The 12,955-nt window shown below is 64.3% G+C and carries 12 protein-coding genes; 5 read left to right on the forward strand and 7 right to left on the reverse strand.

The genetic code is table 11. The features are described from left to right. Positions 1 to 38 precede the first annotated feature (38 nt). Positions 39 to 1,220, reverse strand: coding sequence for a cell wall hydrolase (locus LB569_RS16390; protein ID WP_224538017.1), 1,182 nt, complete (start codon positions 1,218 to 1,220; stop codon positions 39 to 41). A gap of 145 nt (positions 1,221 to 1,365) precedes the next feature. After that, complete coding sequence (locus LB569_RS16395; protein ID WP_224693201.1) at positions 1,366 to 2,655, reverse strand: MFS transporter; 1,290 nt, start codon at positions 2,653 to 2,655, stop codon at positions 1,366 to 1,368. Between the two features lie 117 nt (positions 2,656 to 2,772). On the opposite strand from LB569_RS16395, the gene LB569_RS16400 reads away from it, so the two are divergent. After that, complete coding sequence (locus LB569_RS16400; protein WP_224693202.1) at positions 2,773 to 3,693, forward strand: LysR substrate-binding domain-containing protein; 921 nt, start codon at positions 2,773 to 2,775, stop codon at positions 3,691 to 3,693. 54 nt (positions 3,694 to 3,747) lie between these two features. Here the strand turns inward: LB569_RS16400 and der are convergent, their stop codons facing one another. Together der and LB569_RS16410 are read right to left on the reverse strand one after the other, a co-directional pair. Further along, positions 3,748 to 5,175 (reverse strand): ribosome biogenesis GTPase Der, encoded by a 1,428-nt coding sequence (der, locus tag LB569_RS16405; protein ID WP_140705732.1) that lies wholly within the window; start codon positions 5,173 to 5,175, stop codon positions 3,748 to 3,750. 61 nt (positions 5,176 to 5,236) lie between these two features. Then, on the reverse strand, positions 5,237 to 5,902 hold the full coding sequence (locus tag LB569_RS16410) for a tetratricopeptide repeat protein (RefSeq protein WP_140705731.1): 666 nt from the start codon (positions 5,900 to 5,902) through the stop codon (positions 5,237 to 5,239). A 263-nt stretch (positions 5,903 to 6,165) separates the two neighbouring features. Between LB569_RS16410 and LB569_RS16415 the strand changes: the two genes are divergently transcribed. Continuing rightward, the gene (locus LB569_RS16415; RefSeq protein ID WP_224693203.1) at positions 6,166 to 7,173 is read left to right on the forward strand and encodes a polysaccharide deacetylase family protein; all 1,008 of its coding nucleotides are present in this window, start codon (positions 6,166 to 6,168) and stop codon (positions 7,171 to 7,173) included. A gap of 35 nt (positions 7,174 to 7,208) precedes the next feature. On the opposite strand, the gene sbmA is transcribed toward LB569_RS16415, so the two are convergent. The 3 genes from sbmA to LB569_RS16430 form a co-directional block, all read right to left on the reverse strand. After that, positions 7,209 to 8,468, reverse strand: coding sequence for a peptide antibiotic transporter SbmA (gene sbmA, locus LB569_RS16420; RefSeq protein ID WP_224538024.1), 1,260 nt, complete (start codon positions 8,466 to 8,468; stop codon positions 7,209 to 7,211). Between the two features lie 114 nt (positions 8,469 to 8,582). Beyond that, positions 8,583 to 9,743: a YbfB/YjiJ family MFS transporter gene (locus LB569_RS16425; protein WP_224693204.1), complete on the reverse strand. Its 1,161-nt coding sequence runs from the start codon at positions 9,741 to 9,743 to the stop codon at positions 8,583 to 8,585. 70 nt (positions 9,744 to 9,813) lie between these two features. Next, positions 9,814 to 10,038 carry a hypothetical protein gene (locus LB569_RS16430; protein ID WP_224693205.1) on the reverse strand — a complete coding sequence of 75 codons (225 nt, stop codon included), beginning with the start codon at positions 10,036 to 10,038 and terminating at the stop codon, positions 9,814 to 9,816. A gap of 96 nt (positions 10,039 to 10,134) precedes the next feature. On the opposite strand from LB569_RS16430, the gene LB569_RS16435 reads away from it, so the two are divergent. From LB569_RS16435 to LB569_RS16445, 3 genes are read left to right on the forward strand one after another with little or no spacing between them, the layout of a single operon-like run. Beyond that, a complete protein-coding gene (locus LB569_RS16435) occupies positions 10,135 to 11,127 on the forward strand; it encodes a LysR substrate-binding domain-containing protein (RefSeq protein WP_224693206.1) in 993 nt (330 codons plus the stop codon). After that, complete coding sequence (locus tag LB569_RS16440; protein WP_224693207.1) at positions 11,124 to 12,389, forward strand: aminopeptidase; 1,266 nt, start codon at positions 11,124 to 11,126, stop codon at positions 12,387 to 12,389. Before LB569_RS16435 ends, LB569_RS16440 begins: the two co-directional genes overlap by 4 nt. A 14-nt stretch (positions 12,390 to 12,403) precedes the next feature. After that, positions 12,404 to 12,760, forward strand: coding sequence for a DUF488 domain-containing protein (locus tag LB569_RS16445; RefSeq protein WP_224693208.1), 357 nt, complete (start codon positions 12,404 to 12,406; stop codon positions 12,758 to 12,760). Positions 12,761 to 12,955 lie beyond the last annotated feature (195 nt).

Consider the following 12,955-nt stretch of genomic DNA (forward strand, 5'->3'; position numbering starts at 1 on the left):
GTGCGACCGGTCGAAAACAGCGGCGGTAGACGGGCCGCTCAGCTCCAGCCGCCGCCGTAGGTCCGGTAGAAGATATGCAAGCCGATCTTGGTCATCTTCTGCATCGTGCGCGCCCAGCCGGGATGGACATATTGGGCATAGTAATGGGTCGACGAGCCGACCTCCGGAATGAAGATCTTGCCGGCGGTGACGGCCATACCGATGTCCTGCGCGGTCTTGTAGGCGACAGGATTGTCGATGCGCTTTTTCCTGCCGTCACAGGCGAACGAGAACTGGCAGCGGTTGAACCAGCTGTCGTTCTGGTAGACGACGCCGCAGATCGAATTGGGATAGGCGGGATTGCGGACCCGGTTGAGGATCACCTGGGCGACGGCGGCCTGGCCGCGCACGGTTTCGCCGCGCGCCTCGAAATAGATGCCGTTGGCTAGGCATTTCTGCTCCGGCTGGGAGAAGACGGTTGCCGGCAGCGGGTTTTGTATCCACGAATGGTCGCCCTTGGCCATCGGCGGAATGAAGCGGCCGTTGTTGGGCTCTTCGTCCTGGAGCAGGACTTCGAAGGGTGAGGCCTTGGCATAGTCCGGCTCGGATTGCGCATAGGCGGTCGCCAGCACATCGGGATGGTCGTTGTTGACGAGGGCGGCAAGCATGGCCGGCACGCCGGGATCCGGCTTCTTGTCCTCACGCGCGTGGAATGCCGCGGCGATCTGGATTTCCTTGCCTTTGATCTGGGGCTTGGCGAAGGCCATTTTAAGGTCGCCGTCCATGCTCGGCCGCATCAGCGAGGAGGTCCGCTGGAAGATCGAGCCGGCATTGAAGTTCTTCGGCGGCGCCACCGGCGAGACCTGGACGATGCGGCCCTTCTTGTCGGCGCGCATGACGCGATCCTCGTCGGGCGACCCGCTGACCTTGCCGCCCTTGCCGCGGAACGAGACGGAGCCGATGCCGGGAAGACGCACGCCGGACCCCGAGATCGAACCGGTGACGTCGGAATCGACAAACGGCATCTCGGCCGCGTGGACCGAACCGGCTATGGATTTCTCGACATAGGAGTTCCAGCGCGCGGTAGGCGATTCGAGGCCGGAGACGAGGCTGGTCATGTCTTGGTAGGCGGCGACGGTCGGAAAGCCGATCCAGATGCCGAGGCCAATGATGAGCGGAGACACAAGGCTGCGTTTCTCACCGGCGGCGGCGACCAGCCGCTTCAACACACGTCGATGCACGGAACTCTCTCCAGGAACGCTACTGACCCCACTGGAGAGCAAAATGATGCATTAACCTTGATGGGACGTTAACGGGATCGGTCGGGTTTTCCCGGTCGGCTGGAGGTCGTGGCTTCGAAGTCGGGCGGTTTTGCGGCGGGAACGCTCAGGCCGGCCGCAGGAAGATGGGCCACGCGACAAGCGCGCAGGCGGCTGCCGACAGCCAGACGCCAGGCCATGACGAGAGGTGCAGCAGCCCTGGAATGGCCACCGGCACGAGGAAGAAGCCGACGAACACGAAGGTGTTGGCAAGGCTGAGTGCCGTTCCGACATGGCCAACACCGGCCAGCGTGGCAAGCTCGGTATAGGCAACGCCGTGCCAGGCGGAGACAGAGATGCCGGCAACGACAAGCACCAGGGGAAGGACGGCGATCAGGTAGGATTGGCTGGCAGGCAGCGCCGGAATGGCCAGGACCAGCACCCAGAGCACCACGAAGGCCAGCGCGCTGAGCGCACTGCACAAGCGCAGAAACCGACGGCGATTGCCATGGCGGTCGGTGAAGCGGCCGCTCCATACGCGCATGACCATGGCGCCGACCTGTACAGCGGCGAGGCTGGCGCTGATCGCCGCCGTGCCAAGCCCGGCGAAGTCGTGCAGGAACACCGACGCGAAAGTGAGGACCGCGACCTGCGGAAAGCAAAGCAAGCCGATGGCAGTCGAAATGCGCCAGACCTCGATGTTGCGCAACGGCGCCGGTCCGGTCACCCCAGATGATGCGACGTGCCCCTCACCCGCCGTTGGCGGTTCGTGCAGCCAACGCCAGGCAAACAGGGCGGAAATGGCGGATGCCGCCGCCAGCAACCCGAACACCGCGGCGAACCCGAAAGCCAGGGCAAGCGACGGCAGGACGAGCGCACCGAGGCCGCCGCCAAGCGGCACCGCCGTCTGCCTGATGCTCATGGCAAAGCCGCGCTCGTTCTCGCGGAACCAGGCCATGATGGCGCGGCCGCTCGAGCCGTTGACACTGCCGCCGAGCAGTCCCGTGACAAGCAGGCTTGCCGCCAGCACTGTGACATCGGGAATGCCCGATGGTGTCGGCACGACCAGCATCGCCATTGCCAGAAGCCAGGCCGCCGTCGCACCGAGCCCGATCAGAAGCACGCGGCGATCCCCCCAGCGGTCGGTGAGCAAACCCCACGGCAATTCGCTGAGCGCGACCCCCAGCCCAAGCAGGCCGAGCGCCAGGCCGAGTTCGGCATTGCTTAAATGATAACCCTGGCGAAGCACGACCGCCGTGGCCGGTATGCCCGAGAACGTGGCCGAAAAACCGGCATTCGCGGCGACGCCGATGCCCAGGACCTTCCAGCGATGGCCAGGGCTGAAGGTCCGGCCGGTCGCGTCGGCTATGCCTGGCCCGAACGGCTGGCAATCGTTTCGCGTGACGGCGGTGGACATGATTTCATTCCCGTGACTGTGTGGTCGATCGGCCTTGACGGGGATCGGTGTAGCGCCATAGCTTCATCCATAAAATCAGGAAGTTTTTGATCAATAATCCTGAAAACAAGGACGATCATGCGACGCGTTACATTCGATCTCGACGTTCTCAGGACTTTCGTCACCGGCATGGAACTGGGAAGTTTCGCCAAGGCCGCCGAACGGCTTGGCCGTTCAACCTCCGCAGTCAGCGCACAGCTGAAGAAACTGGAGGAGCAGGCCGATACGCCGATCTTCCGCAAGGCGGGGCGCGGCCTGGCGCTGACGGAGGCCGGCGAGACCATGCTCGGCTATGCGCGCCGGCTGCTCGACCTGAATGACGAGGCGGCGGCGGCCATCCATGACGTCGAACTGGAAGGCTGGGTGCGGCTCGGCCTGCAGGAGGATTTCGGCGAGGCCGTGTTGCCCGAAGTGCTCGGGCGCTTCGCCCGCGCCCATCCCAAGGTCAAGATCGAGGCACGGATCGGACGCAGCCACGAACTGGCCGAGCGTGTCCTCTCCGGCAACCTCGACATCGCGCTCGCCTGGCATGACGGCACGACGTTGCCATACAGCCGGCATGTCGCCGACGTGCAGGCGCGCTGGATCGGCCCGGCCAAACCAATGGAGGCAGGCCCCCATAACGGCGAGGCGCTGCCGCTGGTGGTGTTCGAGGCGCCGTGCCTTTTGCGCACCGTGGCGACCGAGACTCTGGATCGCGCCGGGCGGCCATGGCGCATGGCATTCTCCAGCCCCAGTCTTGGCGGCATATGGGCGGCGGTTACCGCTGGCCTTGGACTGACGATCCGCACCGATATCGGCCTGCCTGCCACTGTCAGGGCGCTGGCGCCCGGAGTACTCGGGCTGCCGCCACTGCCAAGGATGGCCCTGCACCTGCACCAGAAGGATGCCGAGCTCGACCCGGTCGCGGCGCGGCTGGCCGACATCCTGTTGCAATCGGCGTTCGAGGCGTTGCCGGAGGGCGCCGAGACAAAAGAGAACCTACTGAAAGTCGCTTAGTCTCTTAGCCGACGCCCTTCGATTTCGTCAGCCGGCGTTGCGACAAGCAACAGGTCAGCGCTTCTTGGCGCGGCCCGCGAACGGATTATCGGAAGTCCTCAGTGCAATGCGGATCGGCACGCCCGGCATGTCGAAGGCCTCGCGCAGGCTGTTGGAGAGATAGCGGACATAGGATTGCGGCATCGCATCCGGTCGCGAGCACTGGACCACGAAGCCCGGCGGCCGGGTCTTGGCCTGGGTGACGTATTTGACCTTCAGCCGGCGCCCGGCGACAGCGGGCGGCGGGTGATGTGTCAGGATGGCCTCGAGCCAGCGGTTGAGCTTGCCGGTCGAGACGCGGCTGTTCCACACCTTGTGCGTCTTCAGCACGGCATCCATCAGCTTGTCGAGCCCGCGTCCGGTCTCCGCCGAGACAGGCACGGCCTGGATGCCGCGCACCTGCGGCAGCAGCCGCTCGGTCTTCTCGCGCAATTCCGCAAGCAGTTCCTGCGGATTGTCGATCAGGTCCCATTTGTTGAAGGCGATCACCGGCGCCCGGCCCTCGCGGATGATCAGATCGGCAATCTGCAGATCCTGCTTCTCGAAGGGAATGGTGGCGTCGAGCACGATAATGACGATCTCGGCGAAGCGGATGGCGCGCAAACCATCCTGCACCGACATCACTTCCAGCTTTTCGTGGATCCTGGCCTTGCGGCGCATGCCGGCCGTATCGAACAGTTTTATGCGGCGGCCGCGCCAGTCCCAGTCGACGGAGATGGAATCGCGGGTGATGCCGGCTTCCGGTCCGGTCAGCAGCCGCTCCTCGCCGATCAGCGCATTGATCAGCGTCGACTTGCCGGCGTTCGGCCGGCCAACGACGGCGATGCGCATCGGCTTGGTGTCGTCATAGGTGGGCTCGGCGTCCGGATCGGCGATGTCCTCGCCGATCAGCACCTCGCCCGCGGTCTCTTCGCCTTCGCCGTCTTCGTCTTCACCGAAGGCGCGCTCCTCGCCAAGTGCCGCGATCACCGCGTCGCGCAAATCGGGCATGCCCTGGCCGTGCTCGGCCGAAACCGGGATCGGCTCGCCAAGGCCAAGTTCCCAGGCTTCCAGCATGCCGCCCTGCGCGCCCTTCGCCTCGGCCTTGTTGGCGACCAGAACGACCGGCTTGCCGGATTTGCGGACGATTTCGGCAAAGGTCCTGTCGTCCGGCAGCAGGCCGGATTTGGCGTCGATGGTGAAGAAGATCAGGTCCGCCTCGCGGATGGCGATTTCGGTCTGCGCGCGCATGCGGCCCGGAAGGGTCGAAGCGCCGGCATCCTCGAAGCCGGCGGTATCGATGACATCGAAATGCAGATCGTAAAGCTTGGCGGCATGGACGCGACGATCGCGGGTGACGCCCGGCGTGTCGTCGACAAGCGCCAGCTTCCTTCCCACCAGCCGATTGAAAAGGGTCGATTTGCCGACGTTAGGTCTGCCGATGATGGCGACTTTGAAGGTCATCCCACCCTACATCTTCCGTGCATGTCGTGGTCCCAAACCGCTGCGCGCTTTGGGTAAGGGGTCACGACGCACTGCCCGACCCGCGGATCAGTTCGGACATCAAGGTCGCCCGCTCGCGCGTGTTGCGCGGCGCGCCATCATCGGAAGCGATCTGGTCGAACAGCTTCAGCGCGTCCTGGGTCTTGCCTTCCTTCCAGGCGGCAAGGCCGAGCGCCTCGCGCGCGGTGTGGCGCAGCGTGTTGGTGTCCGAGGTCAGCGCCTCGACGCGGCTCGACACGTCGGCGAAGGAGCCGTGATCGACGAGCAGCAGCCCCGCCCTCAGCCGCGCCATGTCGCGCAGGCCCTGGGGAATGGCGGTGTCGGCGGCGACATCGTCGAAATCCTTGACGGCGGCATCGACGTCCCCCTTGTTGGCCTTCACCGTCGCGGCGCGCATGCGGGCGAGCAGCGGATAGGCGCCGTAGCCATCCTTTTCCAGCTGATCGAGCGCGGCCAGCGCTTCATCGTTCTTGCCGTCATTGGCAAGCTTCAGCGCCTGGGAGAAGGCATCGCCGGAGCGGTTGGCGCGCGTCTCGTCCCAATAGCGATAGCCGACGAAGGCGGCGGTGCCGAGCACCACCAGGGCTGCGATGACAATCAAGGCCGGGCCGAAACGGTCCCACAGCTTCTGCGCCTGCTCGCGGCGGATCTCGTCATTGACTTCGCGGATAAAACTGTCGTCGGACATCAATCAAAACCATTCCTGCCCCGGGCCGGGGCGGTTCATGAGCCCGCGTTTTAGCGAAATTTTGTCGGCATGGAAGGGGTTCAACCGGAAAATCGGCTATTCCTGGGGCAAACGGATGTTTGTCCCCGGGGCAAACGGAAGTTTGTTCCTGGGGCAAACGGATGCTTGTCCCCCTGGACAAACCCACGAAAACCCCAATCGCACCCGTGCCACATTTGCGCGATAGCCGGCTTGCTCACCACCCGGAGCCTGTAAATTTGCCGATGCCTTGTTTGTCCCGCGTTGTCGCGTTCTCGCTTGCCTCGCTCGCCACCGCCGGCGCGGCCCTGGCCGATCCGCCCGCGCCACCAGCACCGGCAAGGCCGAAACAGGTCGTCATCATCTCCTTCGACAGCGCGCGCGACATCCCGCAGTGGAAGCGCAGCCGAGCGCTGGCCCAGCGCACCGGGGCGCATTTCACCTATTTTCTGTCCTGTGTCTTCCTGCTGTCGCCCGAGACACGCGGCCAATACACCGCACCTGGCAAGACAGCGGGCAAATCCAACATCGGCTTTGCCGCATCCAGACAGGAGGTGGCGGACCGGCTCGAGCAGATCGGGCTTGCCGCATCCGAAGGCCACGACATCGCCAGCCATGCCTGCGGTCATTTCGACGGCAAGGGCTGGAGCAAGGCCGACTGGCTGAAAGAGTTCGGCTCCTTCGAGCACATTCTCGAAAACGCCTACGCCATCAACGGCATTGCGCCCGAACCCGAAGGCTGGCGCGATTTCGCGCGGCATGCGGTGGTCGGTTTCCGGGCGCCGTATCTGTCGACAGGCAAGGCGCTTTACGAGGCGCTGCCGGCGGCCGGCTACCAGTTCGACGCCAGCGGCGTCTCAAAGGGTCCTGCCCTGCCGCAGACCGTCGACGGCATCACCAGATTCTCCCTGCCGCAGATTCCGGAAGGGCCGAAATCGCGGCCGGTGATCGCCATGGATTACAATCTCTATGTCCGCCATTCCGGCGGCTTCGAGCGGCCGAGCAAGGCCGGCGAGTTCGCCGACCGGACCTACCAGGCGTTCCGCGCCGCCTTCGACGCGCAATATCAGGGCAAGCGCGTTCCGCTGGAACTCGGCTTCCACTTCACGCTGATGAATGACGGCGCCTACTGGAACGCGCTGGAACGCTTTGCCGGCGAGGTCTGCGTCAAGGCCGATGTCGAATGCATCAGTTTTCGCGATTATGTTTCGCGGCGGGACAGCAGCCAGAAGCAAGCGACGGTTGGCGGCTGAGCCGCCAACCTGGACCCCATGAAAACGTGGACTTCCTAAGCCGGATCTTCCGCGCCCTGCCTTGCCAGATAGCGCTGGTCGATTTCCGGCAGAGGCTCGCCCAGCAGCGTCGCCTCGAAGGCGCGCAGGCGTTTGTGCACCGACTGCAATTCGACGATGGTCGACCATGAGGTGAGCAGGAACTGCAGCGAACCCGTCACCTTGCCGAAGGCGTTCGAGATCTGGTTCAACGCGCCAAACGTAATCTTGTGCGCAACCAGCGACGGTCCGAGAATCAACAGCGAGAAAATGTTGTCGGCCTGCAGGTAGGTGTACCGGACGACATTGAAATAGATGTAGTGGAAATAGAGCCGGAAATAATTGTGCCGGACGTTGGCGAACAGCTCGGCGGTGGTGGCGGGTTGCGCCCTGTCCGCATGGTCCTCGCCATAGACCAGTTCCTTGCGGTAGGCGGCTTCGACGCGCTGGTTGCGGAACTGCAGCCCCGGGAGTTTCAGGCCCGCGATCATGACAGAGATCGTGCCGAACAGACACCAGGCGAGCGCGGCAACCACCAATGGCTGCGGGATCGCGCCGATGATCGGCAACTCGCTGATATGCGCCTGCAACTGGATCATGACCGGCAGGAAGGCGATCAGCGTCATGATCGACTGGACGAAGCTGGAGCCGAGATCCTCCATGATCTGCGAGAACCGCATCGTGTCCTCCTGGATACGCTGCGAGGCGCCCTCGATGTGGCGCAGCCTGCCCCAGTTCTCGATGAAGTAATTGTTCATCGCCGTGCGCCAGCGGAAGATCCAATGGCTGACGATGAAGGCATTGACCACCTGCACGTTCATGCCGACCAGAGCCAGCCAGGAGAAGTCGGCCAATCCGGTGTAGAACTCCGCGTTCGTCGACTTTCCGGTCCCCGACATCAAGCCCTGCACATAGTCAAAGAACGGGCCATACCAGGCATTGACGGCGACGCTGACCTGCACGTTGAAATAGATGAAAAACAGGATGACCGCCGTCATCAGGATCGACCAGCGCTGCCATGGATGCGGCGAATACCAGCTCCAGAACGCGTAGAAGATCGCCACGCAGAGCGCGAAATAGATGTAGAACCAGAGGAACGGTTTCGACACGAGAACGGCGATGCCGATGATGGGCGGCGCCCCCGCGGCTGCCGGCGGCAGGCCTATGAGGCTCCCCAATTGCTCGCCACCGAAAAACCAGAACAGGATCGCCGCAAGGCTCCAGATGGCGGCCGAAGAGAAGAAGAGCTTCGGCTGCGGGAAGAAGGATACGAACACTGTGGCGAATTCCTCGATCTATGTGCAAATCAGGTGGTTCGGCGGGCATAAGGTCACACATTAGGAGGAAAGAAAATGCCCTGCCCGACGCCGGGTGCAGAGCAAGACCACAAATCATGGCGATTTTGGCGCGGCCGACCATGTGACGACGCCGGAGACGACCAGCACGGCCGCGGCGACGATGGAGGCGAGGAAGAAATCGCCCGACGCCTGGGCCAGCAACCCGGCCGCGATCGGGCCGATGATCTGGCCAAGACCGAAGGAGGCGGTCATCAGGGCAAAGATGCGCCGGGGTGACGCTGGCGCCTGCTGTCGGGCCGCCTGCAGGCCAAGCGCCGTGATGGCAATGAAGGTGCCGCCGAGAAGTACGCCGCCAAGCAGTGGTCCCGTGCGCCCGCCGGCGGCCACGCTCGCGGTCACGCCGACAACTTCGACGAAACATCCCAAGGCATAGGTGGCATAGAGCCCGATCCGCTCCGCTATCTTCTGCCACAACCAGACCGAAGGGAAACCGGCAAGGCCGGCAACCATCCACACCACCGCCTCGAAGACACGGCTGCCGCCGCCCTGGCGGACGATGGCGACGAGGAAGGTCGCCGTCACCACATAGCCGAAACCGAAAAGCCCATAGGCGACGATCACCTTGATCAGCGACCGGTCTTTCGGCAGCGCCGGTTCACGGAGGGCTTCGCCATCGGTAAGCGGACCCTCATTTGCCAGCAGTGCGACGGCGACGAAGCCGCAAGCCGAAATCGCACCCGACCACAGCCAGCCCTGCGCCCAGCCGGCATGCTCGGTGACCAGCACCGCCATCATCGCCGCCGATATCGCGATGCCGAGACCGACGCCGCCGAAATGCCAGGCCTGCAGGTCGCCGCGCCCGGCGGCCGCGATGTGGCTGAAAACGATGCTGGCCATGAACACCATGACGAAGGCGCTCGCCAGGCCGGCGAGAAAACGGATGGCGAGAAAGGCGGCCATGGCGTCGGTCAGCCCCATCAGGACGGCCAGCACGGCGTTGGCGCCGAGGGCGGCCAGCATCAGCGAACGCTCGCGTCCATGCGCCCAGTTGCCCGCCGCGACCAACGCGCCGACGAGGTAGCCGAGATAGTTGGCTGAGGCGATCCAGCCGGCATCGGCCGGCGACAGATGCAGTTCCTCCATCATGCCGGGCAGGATCGGCGTGTAGACGAAGCGGCCGATGCCCATGGCGACGGCCATGGCGATCATGCCGGCGAAGGCGTAGCGAAGCGCTGTCGATGGGGCCGATGTCATTGCAGTGCACAATAAATGTGCTGGCAGATGAAACAATCCGCCTTATGTTGGGCCAGTACCGGATCGCGGTTCAGCAGCGCCCGCCGAAACCGGCGTTCAGCGAAACGGTCTCATGCATTGTCCGGCGCGCCGTCAGCCGGAACGGGACATCGCCGAGCTCCCGCTCCGACATCGCGTCAAGCGCGGGATGCGCGAGCGGGTCGGTCAGCCAACTCAGCGTATCGGTGTCGCAGCGCGTTTCATGTGACGAAGCGGCGGCGAACAGGACCTTCAGCGACGACAGCATCCTCAGCATTTCTGGCTCCGCGGGTCTGGCTCCCGTCGATAAAGTCCGCCGTTTCGGCGTGTCTTTCAATTGAGATTTCGGTCGGATGGGTTTAGAAAATCTCAAATGGCCATGCTCAACCGCGTTCATCTCAACGGCCTGCGCGCCGTGGAAACCGTCGCCCGCCTCGGCTCGCTCGCGACCGCCGCCAGCGAACTCAACGTTTCCGTCAGCGCCGTCAGCCAGCAGATCAGCCGCACCGAAAAGCAGCTCGGCCAGGCCCTGTTCGAGCGTACGACGAGCGGTCTCATCCTGACCGAATTCGGCGCCGTGTTCGCGGCCCGCCTTGGCGCTGGCTTTCGCGAGCTTGCGCAGGCCGTGGCATTGGCCGACGAGGCGACGCAATGCACATTGGTGGTTTCGGCAGCCCCGGCCTTTGCCTCGAAATGGTTGTTGCCCAGACTTTCGCGGCATTTCGACCGCCATCCCAACGTGCTGTTGCGCATCGACGCCTCGGTGCGGCTGGCCAATCTCGATCATTCCGACATCGACATCGCCATCCGGCTTGGCGACGGCAAATGGCCGGGCGGGAAGGCGGAGCTGCTTCTGGCGCAGGAAGTCTTCCCGGTCTGCGCGCCTGGCATCGCACGAAAACTGAAGTCGATCGGAGACCTCGCGCAGACCTGCGCCATCACCGACGAACGGGCGATGATCAACTGGGAGAGCTGGTTCGTGGCCGCCGGCGTTCAACCCGTCACCTTCCTGAAAGGCGCGCGCTTCACCGACCCGATGCTGTGCCTGGAATCGGCGATCGCCGGCCATGGCGTGATGCTGGGATGGCAATTGCTGGCAGCCGACGCGCTGGCCGACGGGCGGCTGGTGGCGCCGTTCGGCATCCGCGCCCAGAGCGGGCTCGGCTACTGGCTGGTGACGTCCGCCACCAAGGCCGAAAGCAGCAAGGTGCGGGACTTCAAGATCTGGATCCGTGAAGAGATCGCGGCGACGATGGCGCAGTTCGGATCGGCGGCCGCCGATCCCGGCGGCGCGATCACGGTGGAAAGCACCGCGGCACCGGTCTATGTTCAATCAGACATCCCACGACGACAGGCAGGATCATGACCACACATTCGCGCGGCGTTTCCGCAACGATCGACCCGGTGAAGCTCGACAGGCTGGCGGAAGTCGCCATCAAGGTCGGGCTGCAATTGCAGCCCGGGCAGGATCTGGTGCTGACCTCGTCGATCGCGGCGCTGCCGCTGACCAGGCGGATCGTCGAACACGCCTACAAGGCCGGCGCCGGGCTGGTGACGCCGATCTTCAACGATGACGAGATGACGCTGGCGCGCTACCGCTTCGGCGCCGACGCCGGTTTCGACCACGCCGCCGGCTGGCTCTACGAAGGCATGGCGAAAGCCTTCTCCAACAATGCGGCGCGGCTTGCCGTGCGCGGCGAGGATCCCTCGCTGTTGTCGGCGCAGGACCCGGCGAAGGTGGCGCGCGCCAACAAGGCCAATTCGATGGCCTACCAGCCGGCGCTGGAAAAAATCACCGGCTTCGACATCAACTGGAACATAGTCGCCTATCCGGATCTGGCCTGGGCCAGGCAGGTTTTCCCAGGCGATGCCGACGACGTTGCGGTGGCGAAACTCGCCGACGCCATTTTCGCCGCCTCGCGTGTGGATGTGGAGGACCCGATCGGCAACTGGACGGCGCACAATGCGGCATTGCGCGGCCGCACCGAATGGCTGAATGGCCACAATTTCCATGCGCTGCACTTTACCGGACCCGGCACCGATCTGACGGTCGGACTGGCGGATGGCCATGAATGGATGGGCGGCGCCTCGACCGCCAAGAACGGCATCACCTGCAATCCCAACATCCCGACCGAGGAGGTCTTCACCACGCCGCATGCGAGGCGCGTCGAGGGCCATGTCTCCTCGACCAAGCCGCTGTCCTACCAGGGCACGCTGATCGACGACATCTCGGTGCGCTTCGAAGGCGGGCGCATCGTCGAGGCCAAGGCCTCGAAGGGCGAGGACGTGCTGACGAAAGTGCTCGACACCGACGAAGGCGCGCGTCGCCTCGGCGAGGTAGCGCTGGTGCCGCATTCCTCGCCGATCTCGGCCAGCGGCCTGTTGTTCTTCAACACGCTGTTCGACGAGAACGCCGCCTGCCACATCGCGCTCGGCCAGTGCTATTCGAAGTGCTTCGTCGACGGCGCTTCGCTCAGCCAGGACGAGATCGCCCAGCGCGGCGGCAACAAGAGCTTCATCCACATCGACTGGATGATCGGGTCGGACAAGATCGACATTGACGGCGTCAACAAGGATGGCAGCCGCGTGCCGGTGATGCGCAAGGGCGAGTGGGCCCAGGGGCACTAGACGGCGGAGGTGTGATGGCCTTCGATATCGCGGTCAAGCGCGTCTACGAAGCACCTGACAAGGCCGATGGACAGCGGGTGCTGGTGGATCGGATATGGCCGCGTGGCGTCGCCAAGAAGGATGCCGGGTTGACGCTGTGGCTGAAGGAGATCGCGCCGAGCGACGAACTGCGCAAATGGTTCGGGCACGAGCCGGAACGCTGGGCGGAGTTTCAGGAGCGGTATCGGGCCGAGCTGGATGGGAATGAAGCGGCGGTGGCGCGACTGCGCGCTCTGCACGGCGAAGGCAAGGTAACGCTGCTCTACGGCGCGCACGACGAGGCGCATAACAATGCCGTGGCGCTGGCGGGGTATTTGCGCGGAAAAGGCTGAAGAACGGTGAACTGCTTCAAGGGCCGCAGGCGAAAGCATTCTCAATTAGCGATCGACCACTACGCGTTCGTCATCCCTCGGGCTGACCCGAGGATCCGTGCCGCGGCCTCCGTGGAGGGTGCAGCGGAGCAATAACCCGCACCGTTGCAACGTTCGTAAGTCACGGCATGGATCCTATGGTCTGCGCCGCGTCGC

The sequence above is a fragment of the Mesorhizobium sp. BH1-1-4 genome (genome assembly GCF_020165665.1).
GTDB lineage: Bacteria > Pseudomonadota > Alphaproteobacteria > Rhizobiales > Rhizobiaceae > Mesorhizobium.

What these genes read in the sequence shown, in the direction of transcription:
- LB569_RS16395 (WP_224693201.1), bottom strand. Translation starts at nt 2,655, where the DNA reads ATGTCCACCGCCGTCACGCGAAACGATTGCCAGCCGTTCGGGCCAGGC.
- LB569_RS16400 (WP_224693202.1), top strand. Translation starts at nt 2,773, where the DNA reads ATGCGACGCGTTACATTCGATCTCGACGTTCTCAGGACTTTCGTCACC.
- der (WP_140705732.1), bottom strand. Translation starts at nt 5,175, where the DNA reads ATGACCTTCAAAGTCGCCATCATCGGCAGACCTAACGTCGGCAAATCG.
- LB569_RS16410 (WP_140705731.1), bottom strand. Translation starts at nt 5,902, where the DNA reads ATGTCCGACGACAGTTTTATCCGCGAAGTCAATGACGAGATCCGCCGC.
- LB569_RS16415 (WP_224693203.1), top strand. Translation starts at nt 6,166, where the DNA reads ATGCCTTGTTTGTCCCGCGTTGTCGCGTTCTCGCTTGCCTCGCTCGCC.
- LB569_RS16425 (WP_224693204.1), bottom strand. Translation starts at nt 9,743, where the DNA reads ATGACATCGGCCCCATCGACAGCGCTTCGCTACGCCTTCGCCGGCATG.
- LB569_RS16430 (WP_224693205.1), bottom strand. Translation starts at nt 10,038, where the DNA reads ATGCTGAGGATGCTGTCGTCGCTGAAGGTCCTGTTCGCCGCCGCTTCG.
- LB569_RS16435 (WP_224693206.1), top strand. Translation starts at nt 10,135, where the DNA reads ATGGCCATGCTCAACCGCGTTCATCTCAACGGCCTGCGCGCCGTGGAA.
- LB569_RS16440 (WP_224693207.1), top strand. Translation starts at nt 11,124, where the DNA reads ATGACCACACATTCGCGCGGCGTTTCCGCAACGATCGACCCGGTGAAG.
- LB569_RS16445 (WP_224693208.1), top strand. Translation starts at nt 12,404, where the DNA reads ATGGCCTTCGATATCGCGGTCAAGCGCGTCTACGAAGCACCTGACAAG.